19 protein-coding genes are annotated in these 21,194 nt (G+C 54.0%); 4 read left to right on the top strand and 15 right to left on the bottom strand.

The window, feature by feature from the left end; genetic code table 11:
• Positions 1–9 precede the first annotated feature (9 nt).
• The 6 genes from IKB43_10965 to IKB43_10940 are packed head-to-tail and all read right to left on the bottom strand — an operon-like array spanning position 10 to position 6,196.
• Positions 10–1,536, bottom strand: a complete 1,527-nt coding sequence (locus tag IKB43_10965; GenBank protein MBR2470647.1) for an aromatic amino acid lyase — start codon at positions 1,534–1,536, stop codon at positions 10–12.
• A 12-nt stretch (positions 1,537–1,548) separates the two neighbouring features.
• Positions 1,549–2,511 carry a lipid A biosynthesis acyltransferase gene (locus tag IKB43_10960; protein ID MBR2470646.1) on the bottom strand — a complete coding sequence of 321 codons (963 nt, stop codon included), beginning with the start codon at positions 2,509–2,511 and terminating at the stop codon, positions 1,549–1,551.
• Positions 2,508–3,263 carry a glycosyltransferase family 2 protein gene (locus IKB43_10955; protein MBR2470645.1) on the bottom strand — a complete coding sequence of 252 codons (756 nt, stop codon included), beginning with the start codon at positions 3,261–3,263 and terminating at the stop codon, positions 2,508–2,510. The genes IKB43_10960 and IKB43_10955 overlap by 4 nt, the downstream gene beginning before the upstream one ends.
• Complete coding sequence (locus IKB43_10950) at positions 3,260–5,656, bottom strand: AMP-binding protein (protein MBR2470644.1); 2,397 nt, start codon at positions 5,654–5,656, stop codon at positions 3,260–3,262. Before IKB43_10950 ends, IKB43_10955 begins: the two co-directional genes overlap by 4 nt.
• On the bottom strand, positions 5,656–5,913 hold the full coding sequence (locus IKB43_10945; protein ID MBR2470643.1) for an acyl carrier protein: 258 nt from the start codon (positions 5,911–5,913) through the stop codon (positions 5,656–5,658). Before IKB43_10945 ends, IKB43_10950 begins: the two co-directional genes overlap by 1 nt.
• Before the next feature lie 13 nt (positions 5,914–5,926).
• Complete coding sequence (locus tag IKB43_10940; GenBank protein MBR2470642.1) at positions 5,927–6,196, bottom strand: acyl carrier protein; 270 nt, start codon at positions 6,194–6,196, stop codon at positions 5,927–5,929.
• Between the two features lie 99 nt (positions 6,197–6,295).
• On the opposite strand from IKB43_10940, the gene IKB43_10935 reads away from it, so the two are divergent.
• The 3 genes from IKB43_10935 to argH are packed head-to-tail and all read left to right on the top strand — an operon-like array spanning position 6,296 to position 9,481.
• Positions 6,296–7,387, top strand: coding sequence for a class I SAM-dependent methyltransferase (locus tag IKB43_10935; GenBank protein ID MBR2470641.1), 1,092 nt, complete (start codon positions 6,296–6,298; stop codon positions 7,385–7,387).
• Positions 7,384–8,001: a beta-ketoacyl synthase chain length factor gene (locus tag IKB43_10930; GenBank protein MBR2470640.1), complete on the top strand. Its 618-nt coding sequence runs from the start codon at positions 7,384–7,386 to the stop codon at positions 7,999–8,001. Before IKB43_10935 ends, IKB43_10930 begins: the two co-directional genes overlap by 4 nt.
• Before the next feature lie 40 nt (positions 8,002–8,041).
• Entirely contained in the window at positions 8,042–9,481 is a 1,440-nt protein-coding gene (argH, locus tag IKB43_10925) for an argininosuccinate lyase (protein ID MBR2470639.1), read from the top strand.
• An 8-nt stretch (positions 9,482–9,489) separates the two neighbouring features.
• On the opposite strand, the gene IKB43_10920 is transcribed toward argH, so the two are convergent.
• The 9 genes from IKB43_10920 to IKB43_10880 form a co-directional block, all read right to left on the bottom strand.
• A complete protein-coding gene (locus IKB43_10920) occupies positions 9,490–10,188 on the bottom strand; it encodes a hypothetical protein (protein MBR2470638.1) in 699 nt (232 codons plus the stop codon).
• Positions 10,189–10,271: 83 nt separating this feature from the next.
• Complete coding sequence (locus IKB43_10915; protein ID MBR2470637.1) at positions 10,272–10,787, bottom strand: PAS domain-containing protein; 516 nt, start codon at positions 10,785–10,787, stop codon at positions 10,272–10,274.
• 15 nt (positions 10,788–10,802) lie between these two features.
• Positions 10,803–12,164 (bottom strand): carboxypeptidase regulatory-like domain-containing protein, encoded by a 1,362-nt coding sequence (locus IKB43_10910; protein MBR2470636.1) that lies wholly within the window; start codon positions 12,162–12,164, stop codon positions 10,803–10,805.
• A complete protein-coding gene (locus IKB43_10905) occupies positions 12,157–13,026 on the bottom strand; it encodes a TIGR02147 family protein (GenBank protein ID MBR2470635.1) in 870 nt (289 codons plus the stop codon). The genes IKB43_10910 and IKB43_10905 overlap by 8 nt, the downstream gene beginning before the upstream one ends.
• Positions 13,027–13,272: 246 nt before the next feature.
• Positions 13,273–13,893 (bottom strand): hypothetical protein, encoded by a 621-nt coding sequence (locus tag IKB43_10900; GenBank protein ID MBR2470634.1) that lies wholly within the window; start codon positions 13,891–13,893, stop codon positions 13,273–13,275.
• 22 nt (positions 13,894–13,915) lie between these two features.
• Positions 13,916–15,034 (bottom strand): hypothetical protein, encoded by a 1,119-nt coding sequence (locus tag IKB43_10895; protein MBR2470633.1) that lies wholly within the window; start codon positions 15,032–15,034, stop codon positions 13,916–13,918.
• 97 nt (positions 15,035–15,131) lie between these two features.
• Complete coding sequence (gene purL, locus IKB43_10890; protein ID MBR2470632.1) at positions 15,132–19,016, bottom strand: phosphoribosylformylglycinamidine synthase; 3,885 nt, start codon at positions 19,014–19,016, stop codon at positions 15,132–15,134.
• A 257-nt stretch (positions 19,017–19,273) separates the two neighbouring features.
• A complete protein-coding gene (locus IKB43_10885) occupies positions 19,274–19,765 on the bottom strand; it encodes a hypothetical protein (GenBank protein MBR2470631.1) in 492 nt (163 codons plus the stop codon).
• Between the two features lie 11 nt (positions 19,766–19,776).
• A complete protein-coding gene (locus tag IKB43_10880; protein ID MBR2470630.1) occupies positions 19,777–20,334 on the bottom strand; it encodes a hypothetical protein in 558 nt (185 codons plus the stop codon).
• A 169-nt stretch (positions 20,335–20,503) separates the two neighbouring features.
• Between IKB43_10880 and IKB43_10875 the strand changes: the two genes are divergently transcribed.
• Positions 20,504–21,013 (top strand): hypothetical protein, encoded by a 510-nt coding sequence (locus IKB43_10875; protein ID MBR2470629.1) that lies wholly within the window; start codon positions 20,504–20,506, stop codon positions 21,011–21,013.
• Positions 21,014–21,194: the final 181 nt, after the last annotated feature.

Here is a 21,194-nt window from a genome sequence, read left to right as displayed (position 1 = left end):
GGGCCCCCGCTATACCGCGTAATGCTTTTCGCGAATCAGTTCAAGAGTCTTGCGCAGGTCGCCTTCCAGCTGGCGGTCGCAGGTCAGGGGCTTGAAATGCTCAAAGACCTGTTCCAGAGTCTTGCGCACGCCATCCAGGCGCTTGGAATCCACCTCGCCCCGTTCCAGGCGGAAATGGAGGGCCTGAGAAGCGGCCAAAAGCACGGCGGCAGCCACCTGTTCAGTAAGCTCAATCACCCGGATGCAGTCGCGGGAAGCGATAGTGCCCATGCTTACCTTGTCCTGGTTGTGGCATTCGGTAGAGCGGCTAAAGACGCTCATGGGCATGGTATTGTGGAGGGCTTCTGCCGTCCAGGCCGACACGCCAATCTGCACTGCCTTGAAACCGTGGTTGATGGAGAATTCCCCGTTACTTCCGGACAAGTTAGGCGGCAAGTTACGGTTGAACTTGATATCCACGATGGTGGCTAGCTGGCGGTCCAGAAGGTCGGCCAGATTCGCCACGATGTTCTTGAGGGTATCCATGGCAAGGCAGATATGACCGCCGTAGAAATGACCGCCGTGGAAAATGTTCTTTGTTTCAGGGTCCACGATGGGGTTGTCGTTGGCGCTGTTCATCTCGATTTCGATGAGCTGGCGAAGCAGAGGTTCGGAATCGTAGAACACGCCCACCACGTGGGGTGCGCAGCGCAGGGAATAAGGGTCCTGAATCTTTTCGGGAACAATGTTCTTTTCCACTTCCAGGTTCAGGGCGTCGCGCATCTTCTTGGCAGCGGTCACCAGGCCCGGATGGGGCTTTACGGCAAAGAGCCTTTCGTAGAAATGGTAGGCGTTACCCTTCATGGCGATGGTGTTCATGGCCGTAATGCGGCAGCTCAGGTCAGAAAGGTATTCGGCACGGCTAAAGGCCATGCAGGCCACGGCATTCATCACAGCCGTTCCGTTCATGATGGCGATGGCTTCCTTGGGGCGGAAACGGTGGGGCGTAATGCCCAGTTCCTTCATCACATCCATCGACGGGCGGCGTTCGCCCTTGTACAGCACATCCCGCTCGCCAATGACGGCCCCGGCCAGGTAAGAAAGCGGCGTCAGGTCGCCACTGGCCCCTACAGAACCTTCTTGCGGAATCAGCGGCAAAATGTCGTTCTGCAAAAAGTCCATAATAATCTTCAGCAGGGCGTAGCTCACACCGGAAAAGCCCTGAGCCAGCGTGTTCAGGCGCACAGCCATGATGGCGCGGGTAGTCTCTTCGTCAAAGTAGGCACCTAGACCGCAGCCGTGGAAACGGGTCAGGTTCACCGGCAGGTCGTAATAATGGTCAGGCGGCACCACCTGGGTGCAGGAATCGCCGTAACCCGTGGTTACGCCGTAAATGCCGCCGTGCTTTGCCAGGGCCTCGTCCAAGAATTCAGCACCGGCGTTGATTTTCTTCTGGAACTCGGGAGAGCTCTCCAATTCTACGGAAACCTTGCGTTTTGCGATGGCCACCACCTGTTCGATAGTGAGCTTTCCACTTCCAATTACGACCTTGTCCATTTCAACAGTCCTTTAAAAATTTTTGTGCCAGAAATTATAGAAATTATACCACTGGTACGGGTGACGCAGGCAATGCTTTTCGAGCATTCCCACGTATTCTTGTACCAGAGCCGCCACACGGGCTAAGCGCTCCTTGCGGCTGCAGTCAAAAGAAGTCTTGGCCCGCACGATATGCATCTCGTAAGAAGAACGGATATCAAAGTCCTTCTTGCGGATAGCAAAGGCAAAATAAATCGGGGCATTCAAGATGCTCGCCAAGGTAAAAGCCCCCTCCGGGAAATTGGCGGTCTCCCCCAGGAACTTCATCTCTACATTGCGGTCGGTAGAGTTGGCCGAGGTGCGGTCCCCGGCAATCACCACCAGGTCGCCAGAAGCAATCCAGTCCTTCATCCCTACGGCGCTATCTACGCCTATCTTGTTGGCGTCCACCACCGTATTCATCAGGTCCGGATTCAGCTCGTACAGGAGGGCATTGAACTTGGATGTTCCCGAAAAATCCACCACCGGGTGTACCGTAAACTGCCTGTGGGTATGAATCTTGCCATACCCCGTGAGGGAGCGCAACATTTCCATGTTCCCTAGGTGCGAACAAATTAAAAAAGCACCTTCCCCACGGTCCAGCTGTTCCACCAGCATGTCCAGGTCATCGCCCTGGGTTTCCACGTTCTTAAGGGGAATCACGCCCCGCCAGCCCAAGAGCTTTTCTATCATGGAAAGGGCAAAAGAAAGCACGTGCCTGTAGGTGGCAAAGGGCGGAACGTTCCGGCCCTGCAAGGCGTAGAGCCGTTTCAGGTAGGCCTTGGATCGAGCCCGCACAGGGGCCGCCCCAAGCCAAAAGAAAAAGCACACCACGGCTACCAGAAATTCCACCACCGGGAGCGGCAGGTGGCAGGTAATCCACAGCATAAAGCGGAAATGCCAAAGGCTTCCGCCCACTTCTTTCAGTTCAAACCAGTTTTGATTTTCGGCACTCATTTCTTTTTCGCCAAGCGGCGGGCCAAAAGCATGGGCAGGCGCAGGAGCATTCCCACACAGAGCTTGGTGTGGGTCCAGGAAATTTCAACATTGCTCCCGAAAACCCTGAAATTCGAAACACCGTCTTCGGGGTAAGTGACCTTGATGGGGTAAAAGCGCATCTTGACTCCCGCCCAAGAAAGGCGGACCAGAATCTCGATGTCAAAACCCATGCGGTAGCTGGTCACTTTCTTTGCCACAGGCATCGTGGACTTTACCGGATAAATCCGGAAACCACACATGGAATCGGGAATGTCCTTCGAAAGCGTCTCGATGGCCACCCAGAAGTTGGTGATTTTCCGCCCCTGTTCCCTCGACTTGGGCACGCTGCCGTCGTACTGCGGTAGCCCCGCAATCAAATCCTCCGGATGCTTGCGGGCGGCCTTCAAAAAGAAGGGGATAGCGTCGGCGTCGTGCTGGCCGTCGGCATCCATCTGCAGGGCGTGAGTAAACCCCAGTTCATGGGCCTTTTCAAGCCCGCATATCACGGCCGCGCCCTTGCCACCGTTCTGGGCGCGGGTCACGAGCACCGTATTCGGCACTTCACTGGCCACAGCCTCCAAGATGGCATGACCCTCGGGAGCATTGCCGTCATCTACCAAAATAACCGAAAGTCCCTGGGCCGAAAGGCTTTCCGCCACCTTGCGGGTGGTAGATTCGTGCCTATACACGGGCACGATAGCGCAAAATTTTAAGTCGGCCAATTCTCTCATGTTTCCGCCTGCATGACTAAGGTTCCCGTAGAAAGCATACGACCTGCATCGTTCGTGTAAGTGAACAGCACCTTGTTCGACTCCGCCTTGTAGGACATCTCCAGATTGGTCTGCACATCGGGCAGCACCGGGTAGCTGAACTTGGTCCGCTGGATTCTCTGTACCGCCCGGGGCGTATCCAGCAGGGCGTGGGCCAGCAAGGCCACCATGTCCACCTGGGCCACGGCAGGCAACAGCTTGAATGCCGGAAAGTGCCCGTCGTAAAAGTCGCTGTCTGCAGGGAACACCAGTTTGAGCGAAAGGGCGCCCGGTTCCTTGTGCATTTTCAGGATCCTGAAATTCTTGGATTCGGGGAGGCCGAACAGGGCCTGGATATCGCGCATCTTGATTTTTCCTTGAGTATCCTGGGGCAGTTCTTCCAGGTAGCGCCATTTCTTGGGCGTCACCGTGTTTTCCAGGAACTGGTTCAGGTGAGCCTTGAAGAAATTGTTTATCTCTAGCTTGGGCTGGTCCTTGAACCGCGCCACCCCATCAGCATTCAGCACGATGGCGGCGGCCAGGTACTGCCGTTTACCCACCATAGGCACCACACGCACGTCCTGCACCAGGCCCGTCTGCTTCAGGCGGTTTTCCACCTCCGGCAGGGAAATGCGTTTCTCCTCAATTTTCACGATGGAATCGGCACGGCCCTTCAACAGGAACCGTCCGTCGTCGTAGATTTCCACCAGATCACCGGTGGTAAAACCTTCGGGCTCCAGGATGTAGCTGGACTTCACGTTCAGGCAGTCGTTCTCGCCGATGCTCATCTTGCAGACCTCGAAGGGCGTCCAGATGGGGCCGTTCTTGGACTGGCGATAGGCGATTCCGCCTGTTTCTGTACTGCCGTAGATTTCGGTGGTCCAGTAGCCCGTAATGCCCTCGCACTTGCGGGCCACTTCCTCTGGCAGGGGGCCTCCCGACGAATAGATGATGGGCGTCGTCTTGAACGCTATGGGCCCTTCGGCATCGGCGGCGAGGCGTTTCAGGTAGGCCGGGCTGGAGGCAATCACAGCCGCCTCCCCCGCAATGCTAGCCAGTTCGCTGGGGTAATCGATGCGGTGTCTGCGGTAAGGCAGCCCCGTAGCCGTGGGGAGCAGCACCGTGAACAGCAGGCCGTAAATGTGGTGGTGGTTCACCGTGCTATAGACCTTGCGGTTCACCCAGTCGTCGCCAAAGACCTTCACCAGCTCGAAAAGTTCGTTCTCGAACTGGCAGAACATCTTGGGGACCATCTTGGGCTCGCCGGTAGTGCCGGAGGTGTACATCACCATGGGGGAGCTGTCCTTGTCGAAGGTATTCCAGCGACCGTCGGATTCCGTGTTCTGCAAAACATCCTGAATCAGGGTAGCCCCCGCAAAAGGCTCATCCGTCAAGAATCCATAGCCGGGCTTCTGGATTTCCTTGATAAAAGCCTCCTGCCGGTTCGCCGTCACCAGCGCCTTGCGGCCTCCCTGGAGCATGGCCAGCAGGCCCACCATAAAGTAGTAGGAATCCTCGCAGTGCAAAATCCAGGGGGCGTTTTCACGCTCTTCCAGATAGCGCCGGACCTTGGAAACATCGTCGGTGAAGTCGGCCCAGGTGCGTACGGAGTCACCGTCAAAGCAGACCACCATGCCGGACGGGCGGGAATCCCGCTGAAGCTCACACACGGGAATATAGGAATGCATCTTTTTCTGCATCATTTTACGAACCATGAATTCTACGGCAAAAAATATACCGATTAAAATATAGGAGATTAGGCCGTTGTACAGCGACCAGATTTTCTCATCGCCTACAAAAACTGTAAAAGACGCCACCACGGCGTTGAACACGAAAAAAAAGCACCAGGCGAGAGTCACCCGGTCGCAGTACCGCTCCACAAAAGCTCGCTCCGGCGAGGCCTGCAGACGCCGGTCGCCGAGGCAGGCCATGCGAAAAGCGAAGCTGGGCTTTTTCCAGAGGGAAATCCCGAAAAAGGCCAAGAGCGAGAGGCTCACCAGCACGGGGTAAAACTCCAGGAACAAGAGGCTGTCCGCAAAAAACGAGACGCCCCCGCAGGCGAGCATCAACACCACCAGGGCGTAGTCCTTGAGGCTGTTCGCCGCGCTTTCCCTACCAGCTATAGATGCGCCGTTCCCTTGAACTGTGTCGGCCCCATCGGCTGTGGCCGCACCGTTCCCCTGAACCGTGCCGGCCCCAACAGATGCGTTCCTGCGGCCCTGGGTCGTGTTGAAAAACAGCACAAAGGCAAGGCCTATAAGCAAGAGGCTCAGACGTCGGGGCGAGATATCCCAAAACACCAGTCCACAAAAGACCAGCGCCGGGTAGAGTACCGAAAGTGCGGCAAAGATGACCTTTCCCGCCACGGATTTCATTACTTGGATTCCGTTTCGTGGATCAGGCCGTAGATGGCGTCCACCACGTCTTGCAGGGTGCGCACGGCCTTGAACACTTCGGGGTCGATATTGCGGGGCAGCATGGACTTGAGCTTCACGATCAGGTCCACGGCGTCGATGCTGTCCAATTCCAAATCTTCGTAAAGCCTAGCCTCGGGAACAAGCTTGGAGGCGTCCATGTCGAATTCCTCGACCAGGGCGTTCTTGATTCTGTCGAAAATTTCCTGTTTTTCCATGTTCAGTCCTTTATCAGCTAGGGGAGTTGGCAGAAATGTAGGCGGCCAGGGCGTTGACGGAGGCAAAGTGCTTCTTGGTCTCTTCGTTCACGGTAGAGAAAGAAACGCCGAAGTTCTCCTTGATGGCAATCCCCAGTTCCAGGGCGTCGATACTGTCGAGCCCAAGGCTGCGGTCGCCTTCCCCGAAAAGGGGCGCGTCGTCGTAAATATCTTCCGGAGTGATATCTTCAAGTTCCAAGGACTTGATAATCACTTCTTTAATCTTCTGGTTCAAATCTGACATAGAATCTCCATTTTACGGCGGAAATATAGAAATTTTCCAATAAGTAAAAAAGCCTTTCCAAAAAAAACTATATTTTGGCCCAAAATAAAGAGACCCGCTATGTTTGACTTTTATACCGAAGACAAGATCAACGCCGTGGACGCCAAGTTCGAGGCTCAAAAAATCGCTTTCGCCCCCCTCAGTTTCCATGCCGCCAAGGCCCTCCGTGACATGGGAATCCTGGAAGAAATCAGTAACGCCCGCAAGAACGGCATTACGGTTTCGGAACTTTCCAAGAAACTGGGCATTTCCCTCTACGGCGTAGGCGTTCTTATCGAAATGGGCCTCGGCATGGGTGCCATCAAGCTCCACAAGGATTCCAAAGAAGACGACCTGCGGCTCACCCTCGGAAAGATTGGATTTTTCCTGATGAAGGACGAAATGACCCAGGTGAACATGGACTTTTCCGAAGACATCTGCTACCTGGGCGCCGAAGATATGCAAGAAGCTATCCGCGAAGGAAAACCCGCCGGACTCAAGCACCTGGGCAACTGGAGCACGGTTTATCAGGGACTTTCCCAGCTCACCGACCAGCAAAAAAAGAGCTGGTTCGGCTTTGACCATTTCTATTCCGACCTTGCCTTCCCCGAAGCACTCCCCATCGTGTTCTCCAACCCCGTGGGCCGCCTGTTCGACATCGGCGGGAATACCGCCAAGTGGGCCATTGCCTGCTGCAAGTACAACCCCGATGTAAAGGTTTCCATCATCGACCTGCCGGGCCAGACCGCCGTGGCCGAAAAGAACGCCAAGGCCGCCGGATTCGAGAACCGTATCGACATGGTGCCCTGCAACGTGCTAGACAACACCACCGAGTTCCCGAAGGGGGCCGACGCCGTGTGGATGAGCCAGTTCCTGGACTGTTTCTCCCTGGAAGAAATCACCAAGATCTTGACTAAAATCCGCACCGCCGCCACTGCAGAAACGGACGTGTACGTGCTGGAACCCCTGTGGGACAAGCAACGCTTCGAAGCGGCCGCCTACTCCCTGCAGGCCACGTCCCTCTACTTCACCTGCATTGCCAACGGCAACTCCAAGATGTACCGTTTCGAGGAACTGAAACACGCCGTTGAAATTGCAGGCTTTGAACTGAAAGAAGCACACCACAACGTTGGCCCCAACAGCTATTCGTTGCTGCGGTTCAGGACAAAATGATCTATATCAAAAAATTCAAGGTTTTTGTCCCGAGTGAAGAGGCTCCTCAGCCCGACGTGAAATTCGTGCCTATGCTCACCCGGCGCAGGCTCAGCCTCCTTTCCAAGATGGTGGTGTTCGTAAATGACGCCATCTCCAAGGACTTACCGCCCTGCAAGGTGACCTTCGCCTCCCAATATGGCGAAATCTCCCAACAACTGAAAATTTCAGACACTCTTTTACAGACCGGCAACGTATCTCCGGCACATTTTAGTTTATCTGTATTCAACGCTTCTATCGCCAATGCCACCATTCTCGAAAAAAACACCGCTGGCTATTCAGCCGTTTTTTCGGGAAGGGACGCCTTCAGGCATGGACTTACGGACTGTGCCGCCGCACTGGAATCGGGTTCCGAAAAAGAACGAATTTTTGTCTTCGCCGACGAAAAGATTCCAGAGACCTACGCCCCCGTGGCAGGGGTCCCCTACCCCAACACTTACTGCGCCTTGGCTCTGAGGCTTTCAACAGAAAAGACCGAAGGGGCTATTGAACTGGACCCGTCGCCTCTAGTTGGCAACTTTGAGACCGCCGCAGACGAAGCCCTGGAATTCATTCGGACTCGGTTACCGGCCTAGATTTTATATTTGCTTTTGTAAAAAGAAAAAGGACTTGAAAATGGCTAGGATCAGCACAAAAAAATCTGCAAAGAAAGATTCTGCTAAAAAAGGCACCCAGACCAACATGTGGACCGGCCGTTTTGCTAGCGGCATGGCGCAGAGCATGGTGGACCTGAGCTTCAGCCTGCAATTTGACGCCGAACTCATCGAAGAAGACATCGAAGGAAGCATCGGCCACGGCAAGGGCCTGGTAGAATCCGGCGTGCTCAGCAAGGCGGAATACAAGAAGATTTGCGATGGCCTCGAGAGCATTCTCAAGGACTACAAGGCTGGCAAGAATCTTTGGCAGGAATCCGACGAAGACATCCACATGGCCGTGGAACGGGTGCTCACCGAACGCATCGGTGCCCTCGGCAAGAAGATTCACACGGGCCGCAGCCGTAACGACCAGGTCTGCACGGACTTCAAGCTTTACATGCGCCACCGCGCCGCCGAAATCCGCGCTCTCGAAGTTTCTTTGATGGAAACGGTGCTGGACCTCGCCAAGAAATACTTCGGCAAGATGATGCCGGGCTACACGCACCTGCAGCAGGCACAGCCCATCTACTTCAGCCATTACCTGATGAGCATGTTCTTTGCCGTGAGCCGCGACGTGAAGCGCCTCGACAACTTTTTGGAACTGCATAGCGAACTTCCGCTGGGTAGCGGCGCCATGGCAGGCTCCGCATTCCCGTACCACCGCGCTTTGGTGGCGAAGGAACTCGGATTCAACGGCGTGAGCCCCAACAGCATCGACGCCGTGAGCCACCGCGACATGATGCTGGAATTCGAAGCGGACCTCGCGATTATCGCGAACACCATGAGCCGCTACGCCGAAGACTTTGTGAACTGGAGCACCAGCGAATTCGGCTACCTCACCCTGCACGACGCCTTCTCTAGCGGATCCTCGATGATGCCGCAGAAGAAGAACCCGGATTCCATGGAACTCATCCGCGGAAAGTCCGGTCGCATGCTCGGTAACTTCAGCGCGCTTTACACGCTGGTGAAGGGAGCCCCGCTCAGCTACAGCCGCGACCTGCAAGAAGACAAGGAACCGGTATTCGACTCCGTCCATAACGTGAAGGTGATTCTCCGCGTCATGAAAGAGGCCTTGGAAAGTGCACGCTTTAACTTCGACAAGATGCACGCAAAGATGCTGCCGGCGCTGCTGGCTACCGACCTCGCTGACTTGCTGGTCGAATCCGGCGTGCCGTTCCGCGACGCCCACCACGTGGTCGGTAGCCTGGTCGGCGAAGCCGCCCGCCAAGGCCTCGAATTCACGGACCTCAGCGACGAGGCCTGGGAAGCCGCCGGCGTCCCGAATGTGGGTCAGATGAAGAAGACCCTCACCTTCGAATACAGCGTAAGCCGCCGTAACATCGAAGGCGGTACCGGTCCCAAGTCCGTGAAGCAGCAATTCGGCAAGGCTGCTGCGGTTCTGAAAGCCTTCAAGAAGTAATCTGAGAACTACTTACAGTAATCTACGACAGCAGGAGTCGGGTGCTTTATTAGGCCAAACACCGACTTGTCTTTTTTGACGGCTTCCATCTGGACAGCCTCGCTGGCCCGTTCAAGGAACTGGATACAGCGAGGGTCAGCGTGGACAGCAGCGAGCTGTACAGGCTCCGTACGGCGCTTGATGCTCACAAATTCCAAAGCGTGGTAATCCTGCTTCACAGCGGCAGCCACCATGGCGGCGGAGGGGCGTTCAATGTCCTGAAGGAGTTTCCAGTCCCGCTCCAGGGCGGCAAGCATGACCTTCTCCCCCGGGTTGCTGACATACTTCAAGGCGTCGGCGCTCACCCGAACAGCCTCTGCCCACAGGTCGTCTCCCGCATCCTTGATCTGGCGGACCACTTTCCAGTCTTCACGGACAGCGGCACGAAGCAGGTCCGGATTGTGAACAAACTTGAAGATGTTCGGGTCAGCCTTCACCGCCGCTGCCATCGCCTCTTCGGAGACGGAATTCAAGGCATCAACCAAAGCATTACAAGGACCGCCCTTCACGTACAAAATGGCCTGAACATTCTTTTCGAAAGCGGCCAGTTGGACTTTTTCCGAGGGATTTTCAATTAAACTAATGGCATACCAGTTAAGGCCAATGGCCTCCAGCTGTTGTTCTTCGGAGGGGTTCTGAATGTTCTTGATTTCGGTCCAGGACTGCATAAAACCTCGCTTTGACACAGAAAATATAAAAAAGCCCGGAAATGCGTAGCAGTGCAAATCCGGGCTTATGGGTTCTATGATTGTTAAACTTGGGCAGTCTTCAGCTCGTACACCTCGGGGTAGACCTTGCGGGCGCAATCGCTACAGAGGGTGGACAGTTTGACACCCCGGGCACGGGCCACGGGAATCTGACAGCCACAATGGGCACACTTGGCAAGGAACACCACGGACGACGGGGCCACATTCTCTATAGCAGGAGCCGTAGCTGTTGCCTCACCGGCCACCATCTTACGGACCGTACTGCGGAAACGAACCTTGCCATAGGCATCCTGCACCGCCTCTCGGGTGATGCTGCACTTGAAACTGCGGCCCTTGCGGGTTCGCATCTTGGCGACAAAGTTGCAGTTCATTGCGTCCGTCCCCGAAAGAAAGGCCACAAAGTCCTTGTGGTAACGGTACAGGTCGTTCAGGTAGTGCCAGCGGATTTCGTTTTCGTCGAAACCGAACATCCGGCAAAAACGCCTGTTCCCCGAAAGGATACGACCGTGCTCGTTCACTTCAAAGCAGGCCGTTTCTTGATTTGCATTCATCTCGATCATGGTGTCCTCCTGCTGTTAGATGGTTCCTTGAAAATTGGTTCCTAGAAAAAGAGTTTCAATTTCATGGCTCTTGTTGCGGAATTCCGCATCGGCTTCGTTCAAGGGTTCCACGGAAATCCGAAGGTCTTCCAGGCTGAACTCCAGGGACTCCTTGCCCACAAAGATGGATTCCTCGGAAGGCAAAATCTTTTCGAACTGCACATCGGTCTCCCCCACCTTCTTGCCGTTCTCGTACAGGGATACCGCATTGCCGTTCCAGGTGGCCATCAGGTAATAGCGCTTACCGAATGCCAATGCGTTCTTGCTCACCACGGCGTTCTTGCAAGAAAGGCTATCGCCGGAACCGTCTGCCATGAAGAAGGCGAAACTGGGCTTGTCTGCACTGCATTCACCCTTGACCACCGCAAGACTGAACACATTCTGGTCATCTTCGGAACCAAATCCCAGCTTGCCCACCAGGTTCTTGCGGTACGTGGCCGCCGTATCCAAGATCTTGTCCACATGCAGAACCACTTCAACAGCAAATCCGGTCGCACTATCCAGAATTCCCCTATCGTCTTCTACCACGCCAAACTGGGAAGCCCCCTTGAAATGAACCGCACCGACAACGTTCGAAGTTTCGTCATAACTGACAAATCCACCCCATTCAGGATTGCCATAGAGCTTCATGCCCGCGGTCCAGGACCTGGAGTCATTCACGAAATCCACGGGACCCTCATTACCGACGGCACTAAAGGCCCACCAGCTGCGAAGGCCGTATTCCATAGAGAGCGGAAGCATCACAAAATCTATACCACTTGCACCGGCCAGAGCGCCTACATTCACCTCATGTTCCACCCTCACAAAACGGGTCAGATCTGCGGGAACTACCTGCAAGGTTGTTTTACCCGCGGGCACACCTTCAAGCTTGTAGAAGCCCAAAGAATCCGTCGTCGCGGTCCAGGAAGAACCGGGTATGCGGACCAGGATGCCCGCCGCCGTAGAATCTTGACGAAGCATGACACGGCCCGAAACATCGGCAGTTTCCTTAAGCGTTGCCGTATTCAGTTCCACATCCTTGCCTTTGAATTCCACCACTTCGTAATAAGCCAGGGAATCTACGGTAGCCGAAATTCCATAGTTGCCGAAACGTTTTACGGGCAGGCTGAACTTGCCCTTGGAATCCGTCTCGTCAGAAGAGGTGACCGTATCTGCCTCAACGGACTTGCAATAGACCATGGCGCTTACTACAGGAGCACCCTTCTTGTCTACCAAAATACCTGCAATGGTGTTGGTCTCTTCGCTGACGCCGCCGGCCACTTCGTTATCGGAGCAGCCCACCCAGGCAAGGGCGGCAAAAAGGAGACCCGCAAAGGCTGTCAAGTAGAACTTATTCATCTTGCGCCCCCTTTTGCGTATTACGGTTTTCTCTGTTGTCGGCACCAAAATTCTTGGTCAACGGGAAAAGCTGCATGTTCAAGCGGTAAACCTTGTCCGTATGGGAATCTTCCAGGGCAATTGCCGCAATGCGCCGGCGGAAAGCCTCGATTTCCATGGACACCCGCTGGAAAGCCTCTTCGGAAAGCCCGAGGGTAAGGCCCGAAATGTCCCGTTCCTTCACGGGAATCTCGTCCAGGGCTCGCACCGCAAGCTCCCCCATCTGGCGGTGCATTTCCCGCACCGAAAGGGAGGCAACGTCCAGGTTACCCGTAGAAATAGCCTTGCTGTTCTGCTTGAAAGCACCCTTCGCATCTTTTTCCAAAAGGCCCGTCTTCTGCAACAGGGCCAGGGACTTTTTGACGTTGGCCGTCTCGCCATCAAAAGCCAACTTGCCCGCCATCTGGGCCGGGGTCGCTCCGGGCATGTTGGGTGCCATTTCACGCAGTACCGGGTTCTGCCAAGACTGGAAATAGTCGTACTGGTCTTCGCCGATAATTTCCCGGTTGTTTTCCCGGGCCATTTTCCGCATGGCAGCAAAGGAATGCTTTTTGGCGGCAGAATCCTTGGACTGGTTGAATGCCACCAGTTCCCTAAAATACTGGAGGTCCACGCCGGTAAGGCCCATGGCGGCAGCGGTGCGTTCCAGCCCCACATCGCTCAGGTTCGCCTTGCCGTCGCAGACAAGCTTCAAAAACACCGGAGAGGAATACCCGGCATCCCGGGCAAAGTCGCGCCAGGTAAACCCTGAACGGTCCTTCCGCTCGGTATAGAAGTCGCGTATAAAAACGCGAAAATTCTGGTATTCCATCACAGGTTTCATACAGGTATAAATATATACTTTTTTGAGGGATTTCGCAACATTATTACGATACAAAAATGAAGATTTTTCACAAAAATCGACACATTTCAATAATTTTACAATCATTTTCACAGTTTTTTATGATACAAATAGGACAAAATGGAATATTCCATATCACAGGAATGCGACTTCAAAGCAAAAAAAACGCCTCTTTTTCAGGCGGCGTTTTGAAAGGAATTCAAAGAATTACCCGTATTAATTTATGGCCTAGCACCCGGGGCAACCGATACAATCCCCAGAACAGAAAATTCCACCGCAGCCAGAGCAATATCCCGAACCTCCACCACCCGAGTTTTCTACGTAGCCCGTACAGAAACCATCGTGAGCAAGGCCATAACGTTCAACACCGTATGTTTCAGCGCACCTAAAATTCGGAGGGCACTGTAAATCTCCATAGGCCAAATCACAGGACAAATTGCAGGATTCATCATATCCTTCTGAAATATCCCCATATCCTGTAGTGCATGAGGACGGCACTCCATACGTTGACACTTTCGATTGGCAATAATGGTAACTCCAGGTTCCTCCCCAGCACTCCGAGTCCTCTGGGCAATCGTCATCGGACGAACAGGCTAGATAGCAACCTCCCGTAGAAGTTATCACGCCACCAAAAGACTCACAATCATCACGAGTCCAGTTCCATTTTTTTATCGAATTTTCGTTATTTGAATAATCCGAATACTCGCCCCAATCATCATCCGAACGGTAATCATCCGAATCGTAATCAGAATCCGAGTTCGCTTTGTAATTCGAATCTGTCGGTTCTACGCTGCAGGCGCTAAGAAAAAACATAAATAACACAGCAAGCAGCCAAATTGCTTTTTTCATATTCTCTCCTGTATAAGCCTGTTTAGAACTCGATTCCCAACGATAAAATGACCATACCAAAAGCCATAATATAGCCTTCGTAAGAATCATTGTAGTCACTTGAATAGTAGGAATTTTCGGGATTGGAATAACGCCAATCCTGGTCAGACACAAAAATGGTTCCCGCCATAAGGCCCATATCCAAATAAAGATGGTGGTTAAACTGGAACCTGTAACCGCCGCTTACACCGGCAACAAAAGTACTCCATCCCTCTTCCTCTTCCCTAAGTTGCCCTTTTCTATACAATGCATTGGTCTTTCCAAAATCAAAGAAAGATCCCAAGACCCAACCTCCGTTACTCTTGGGAACAAGCATCCTGAATTGGACCCCTATCGCAAAACCAGCCATATCATCGGGATCATCAGAAACCGCTCCATAGGCAAAACCAAACTGCGGTAATCTCAAATGAACATCGAACAGGAACGACGTGCCACTGCGATACCCGACGCCAATCATGGGGCCCCACAAAACAAATCCCAATGGTTGAGCCCAAACACTAAACCCATTTTTGGAAGCTTGATACCAAACCGATTCTGGATTATCAAAAGGCGATATCTTTTTCTTTTTAGGAGTTTCCTCTTCTTCTTCAGCAGGCTCCTCTTCAGCAACTACGACTGGGCGTTTCTTCTTCTTTTTTACCACAGGTGCAGGCTCTTCGACAGGGGCTTCTTGTTCAACAGGAGCTGGCGCAACCACCGGTTCGGGAGCAGGTTCAGCGACAGGCACAGGTTCTACAACAGGAGCTGGTTCAGCGGCAGGCACAGGCTCAACAACAGGAGCTGGTTCTGCAACGGGAGCAGGGGCTGGCTCGGCGACAGGAGCAGGAGCCGGGACCGCTGCAGGAGCCGCTTCAGCCGCCGCTGTTTCGTCAAAGACTTCCGTTTCCCCGTTGGCATAAGTAATGCTCACCACCTTGGACATAGGAGCGTTAATGGTCGGACCTTCCAGGTAGCTCCATTTCTTGTAACTGACCACTTCCTCGGTCATTTCCAGGATTTTTACTTGGATTTCTTTGCCGTTCTTAAAACGGACTGTGTCCTGAGCAAGGGCATTATTGAAACAAAAGCCCACCGCTATGAGCAAAAAAAGAACATTGCGCATAAATTCCCCTCTTTTATTTTATTCAAATATAAAAAATCCCCGAGAAACGGGGATTCTCACATATTTCATTAGGCCTTACTTTAATTACAATTCGGCATTAGCCTTTTTCGGCTACGAAGATTCTGCCGTTGCGGAAGAGCTGCATCCACGGACCGTCTTCGCCCCAGTCCGCCGGGTGCCAGGAGTACTGGCAGGTACGGAACACGCGTTCCGGGTGCGGCATCATCACGAGGGCGCGGCCATCTTCGGAGCAGAGGCCGTTGATGCCAAACGGAGAGCCGTTGGGGTTCAGCGGGTAGCGTTCGGTGTATTCGTGCTTGCCGTCCACGTAACGCAACGCCACGAGACCAGTTTTTAAGCATTCCTCGGCGGCGACCCGACTAGCGAATTCCGCGCGGCCTTCGCCGTGTGCCACCGCAATCGGGAGTACGGAGCCTGCCATGCCCTTGAGGAGCACTGCCGGAGTGTCTTCGACCTTGAGCGTGCAGAAGCGGGCTTCGAAGCGTTCGGAGAGGTTCTGCACGAAGCGCGGCCAGTGCTTGGCACCCGGAATCAAGTCCTTGAGGTTAGAGACCATCTGGCAGCCGTTGCAGACGCCGAGCGTGAAGGTGTCCTTGCGGTTAAAGTAAGCCTCAAATTCGGCACGGGCCTTCGGGTTGAAGAGGATGCTCTTGGCCCAGCCTTCGCCAGCACCGAGAACGTCACCGTAGCTGAAGCCACCGCAAGCCACGAGACCGTTGAAGTCCTTGAGGCTTACGCGGCCTTCGAGAATGTCAGTCATGTGAACGTCGATGGATTCGAAGCCGGCCTTCTGGAAGGCGGCAGCCATTTCCAGCTCGCCGTTCACGCCCTGCTCACGGAGTATTGCCATCTTCGGGCGGCTTGCGTAGTCCTTGATAATCTTTGCGGACGCCGCCACGTCGAAGGTGACCTTCGGCGTGATACCTGGATTGTCCTGTTCCAGCTTGAGCTTGTATTCGCTTTCGGCACAATCCGGGTTATCGCGGAGAGCCGCGATGCGGCGGGTCGTGTCGCTCCAGATGGCGCGAAGATCCGAGAGGCCTTCGGCGTAGTCGCCGATGACCAAGTTATAAGTATCGTTGAGCGTTGCAATTTCAGAAACCGTATCGCCGAGACCTGCAGCAGCAAATGCGTCGCGAACGGCCGCGAGGTCAGCATTCTTCACCTGGAGCACGGCACCAAGTTCTTCGTTGAACAATGCGTCGATGAGGTTACCCTTGAGGGCATCGGCCTTCACCGTCACGCCCACGTGACCTGCGAATGCCATTTCGGCGAGAGTCGTGTAGAGGCCGCCATCGCTCTTGTCGTGGTAGGCCATAATCTTGCCAGCCGCATTGAGCTTCTGGATGGTTTCGAAGAAGGCGCGGAGTTCCTTGGCGCTGTCCACATCCGGAGCCTTGTCACCGAGGTTGCAGTAAACCTGAGCGGCGATGGAGGCGCCCATACGGTTCTTGCCGCGAGCAAGGTCCACGAGAACGAGCGTAGAATCCTTACATTGCAAGAGCTGCGGGGTAAGCGTCTTGCGCACATCGGCGCAAGGAGCAAAGGCACTAATCACAAGCGAAATCGGAGCGGTCACGCGGTGGCTACCCTGAGCGTCAGACCACACGGTGCTCATGCTCATGGAGTCCTTGCCCACCGGAATCGTGATGCCAAGTTCCGGGCAGAGTTCCATACCGATGGACTTCACAGCTTCGTACAAGTCGGCGCCATCGCCTTCGTAGTTCGGCGTAGCCATCCAGTTTGCGGACAAGTTCACGCGGCCCATATCAGGCACGCAAGCGGCAGCCATGTTGGTAAGGGATTCAGCCACCGTCATGCGGGCAGCGGCAGCCGGAGAAATGAGGGCAACCGGGGCGCGTTCGCCCATGCTCATGACTTCGCCTTCGTAAGTATCGAGCGTTGCAGAGGTCACGGCGCAGTCGGCGACCGGCACCTGCCACGGACCAACCATCTGGTCACGACAAATCATACCCGTCACAGAACGGTCACCGATAGAAATGAGGAACGTCTTGTCGGCGACGGTGGGGTTTGCAAGCACGCGGTGAGCCACGTCCTTGATAGTTGCATCGGCCGGAACCACCGTGGAATTGAGCGGGCGCTTCTGGCTCTTTTCGTTACGGATCATGCGGGGCGGCTTGCCAAGGAGCACACCCAGCGGCATGTCAATCGGAGTCGTACCGAAATGCTTGTCGGTAAGGGTCAGGTGCTTTTCAGGAATCGCCTCGCCCACCACGGCGTACGGGCAGCGTTCACGCTTACAAATGGCGTCGAACACGTCGAGCTTGTCGCCTGCGATTGCAATCACATAGCGTTCCTGGGATTCGTTACTCCAGATTTCGAAGGGGCTCATGCCCGGTTCATCGTTCGGCACATTGCGCAGTTCAAACTTACCGCCGAGGCCGCCATCGTTCACCAGTTCCGGGAAGGCGTTAGAAAGTCCACCTGCACCCACGTCGTGAATGAAGGTAATCGGGTTTTCTTCGTCCATCGCCCAGCAGCGGTCGATGACTTCCTGGCAGCGGCGTTCCATTTCGGGGTTTTCACGCTGCACAGACGCAAAGTCCAAAGATTCGTTACCGGCACCGTTCTGCACGGAGCTAGCAGCACCACCACCGAGACCGATGAGCATGGCCGGACCGCCGAGCACAATCAGGTGGTCACCTGGGTCGATGTGGCCCTTTTCGATATGTTCATGCTTGATGTTACCAAGACCGCCTGCCAACATAATCGGCTTGTGGTAACCGCGGACTTCCTTGCCGTTCTGGGCATCGACTTCCTGTTCGAAAGTACGGAAGTAACCGAGAATGTTCGGACGGCCGTATTCGTTGTTGAACGCGGCGCCACCCAGCGGGCCTTCAATCATAATGTCGAGGGCAGAAGCAATACGGGACGGGCTACCAAAGTCCTTTTCCCAAGGTTGGACTGCACCCGGCAGTTTCAAGTTCGAAACGCTGAAGCCTGTGAGACCGGCCTTCGGCTTGGAACCCTTACCCGTGGCACCTTCGTCACGGATTTCGCCACCACTACCGGTAGCGGCACCTGGGAACGGAGAAATGGCCGTCGGGTGGTTGTGGGTCTCGACCTTCATGAGGATGTCGACTTCTTCGTTGTGGAAGTCGTACTTGTTGTTGCGCGGGTCGGCGTAGTAGCGGCCAGCGACAGCGCCCTTCATCACAGCGGCGTTGTCCTTGTAGGCACTAAAGATGTTTGAGTTGTGGAGCTGGTAGGTGTTCTTGATCATCTGGAACAGGGACTTGTCCTGTTTGACGCCGTCGATGGTCCATTCGGCACCGAACACCTTGTGGCGGCAGTGCTCCGAGTTGGCCTGCGCGAACATGTAGAGTTCCACGTCGGTGGGGTTGCGCTTGAGTTCGGTGAAGTTCTTCACCAGGTAATCGATTTCATCCGGAGAGAGAGCGAGGCCCATTTCTTTATCTGCTTTTACGAGGGCGTCGCGACCTTCGGTAAGCACCGGAATCACGTTCAGCGGACGCGGTTCTTCTTTGCTGAACAAGACTTCGAGGGATGCGGTGTCGGCGAAAACGGCCTGGGTCATGCGATCGTGAATCTTGGCCGAGATTTTTTCGCGGGCACCGGCAGGCACAGAACCTTCGAACTTCACATAGTAAGCGATTGCGCGTTCGATGCGCTTGATGGCCGGAAGGCCGCAGATGTGAGCGATATCGGTCGCCTTGGAGCTCCACGGGCTAATCGTACCCGGACGCGGGCATACCACGAAGAGTTCGCCTTCGAGAGCCTTGGGTTCGCGGGCCGGACCGTAATGCAGCACCTTCTTGAGCGTTTCAGTTTCTGCATCGGAGAGTTCGGCGGACAGGTCCACCACGTGCAGGAATTCAGCGTAAACAGAAGCGACAGAAAGGCCTGCGCTCTTGAAATCGGAAGAAAGTTTCTGGAGACGGAAATCCGACAGAGCCGGCGTACCACGAAGAATGAGCATTATAAACCTCGGTTTGATTTTTACGAGGGGAAAGATAGAAAATAGGTATGAGGTATGAGGTCGCTCGTTTCACTCGCTTTGAGCTATGAGCTTTTATAATCGCGCCTTCGGCGCCATATTTTAACTCAATGTCCAAACCTAAAAGCCTTGCCTGGGCAAGGCGCATTCATAACTAAAAAACGGCCCGCAGGGCGGGTCGTTTGGTGTTATTTTCTAACTCGTTGAGAGTCAAGAAGATGCCCTTGCAGAGGCGGCAACTATTCCTCGCCTTCCTCACCTTCCTCTTCTTCAGCAACGGCGGCAGCGATAGTTGCATCGCCAAGCAAAGCACCGACGTCAATGGACTTGAGACCGGCAAGGGTCTTCAGGTCGGTCTTCTTGTCCACATCCACCTTGTCGAAGGTCGTGACGATGTAGTAGGCCGCAGTCGGTTCAAAGCGACGGGTCTTCTGGGAAATGCTATTGGAACCCTTGGTAGCCGGGAAATACTTGCCTTCCAGCTTAGCCATGTCCTGGGAAGTCTTTGCCCCCTGCACTGCATCGCAGGTCAGCGCCCACAGCATTTTGGTGGTGCCAGCGGTAGAGTTCACATACTCGATAATCTTGCTGGAACCCTTGAAGCTGTTGCCCGTGGTCTTGGTGTAATGTTCCGTCGCCTGGGTTACGTAGTTTCCCTTCTGCATAAAGAGCATGGCGGCAATGGCCACCACCAGGACCGTCAAAACGATTGCAATGTTCTTGATATTCATCCTAAATCTCCTTATTCAAAGTGGAAAGCCGCAGGAGCTTCCAGTTTAAAGGCTTCGTCCATGTTGTATTCCACCAGGACCTTGTAATCGCTGTCCTTGAGCTTGCCCTTTACAAAGGTAAAGCTGAGGGTGCAATTCTTGCCGCAGGCCACTTCCTTCACGCCGCCTTCATCCTTCAGCAGGAACTTGTCGGCAAGGCCGCCCTTTTCGTTAATATCGTTCTGGACCTTGTCCGGGATACCTGCAGCAGTGTACATGTAAGAAAGCTGTTTCAGGCGGGCATCCTTGTCGCCCTCGATGGCCTTGACGGCGGCATCGAAACTGGCCTCGGACTTGTCTCCCGTAAGGGTCGCATACACCAGCTTCCAGGCCATGCCGTACTGGTCCATGGATTTCCACTGCTCCTGAAGCATTCCGTTGGCCTTTTCCTGATAGGCACCTACCTGCTCCTTAACAGAAGCCTGGGCCTGATCGTTGTAATTACCCTTGAGAATCATCATGACCACAATGAGGACCACGATAAGGACCGCATCCACGATGGCCAGAATCTTGAATTTTTGATTGTTCATATAAAATCCTTCTTGATAGAACGGTTTTAGTAGAATTTAATTCTTAATTTGCAAAAAAGAAGACATTTTTTGAAAAAAAGGTCAAAAAAGGGGACTATTTCCGTAAAAAAAAGGAAATCTCCCCCAAAAAGAGCAATTTTACAGAGAGAACCTTTTTATATTGGAGGCGATGGCAAACGAATCCGAAAAGACAAAAATCCCCTCCCAGATCATCTTCGAGAACTTGAAGGAACTCCTGCGGGCCAAGAACACCGCCCACGAGTCCATGTTCAAGTTCCACTGGAAAAAGATGTGGCCCTTCAGCCTCATCTGGCCCCAAGTGGACTACGAGCGCATCGTGCGACTCATGAGCGAAATCCGCAAGAACGCCATCATCCAGAAAAATTTGGTTTTGCAGGCCAAGAATGTCGCCAAGGAGTTTGAAAAAGAATTCCTGGAAGCCCTCCCCGCCTACCTGGACGCCCTAGATATCTCCTGCCAAAAACTTTCCGCCGCAGCCCAGTGGAAACAGGACATGCTCCTAAAACGCATCCACAAAGACGTGAAGTTCCGCCGGGATGTCTCAGAATACAACCGCATTCTTAAAGAATACGAAGAAGCTCAGGGCAACCTGGTACGGGCTGGAGCCTTTGTGCAGGTCGGCTGGGGAAAAGTGGTGCAGGCAATGTCTAACGTGTAATGTGGAATGTGAAGTGTGTAATGAGGAATTTCACATTACACATTTCACACTACATACTTGAAAAGAGTGCTCTTGCTAAATCAAACCGCCACTTGATTTTTTGGAAAACACCTGCAGGTGATTTTCCGATGTGCGTTGCGTTGTCAGAGTGTTGGCGGTATTCAATAAGAGTCTCCGCAAC

This window comes from Fibrobacter sp. (genome assembly GCA_017503015.1).
Lineage (GTDB): Bacteria > Fibrobacterota > Fibrobacteria > Fibrobacterales > Fibrobacteraceae > Fibrobacter.
This window is presented reverse-complemented; position numbering and strand designations above follow the sequence as displayed.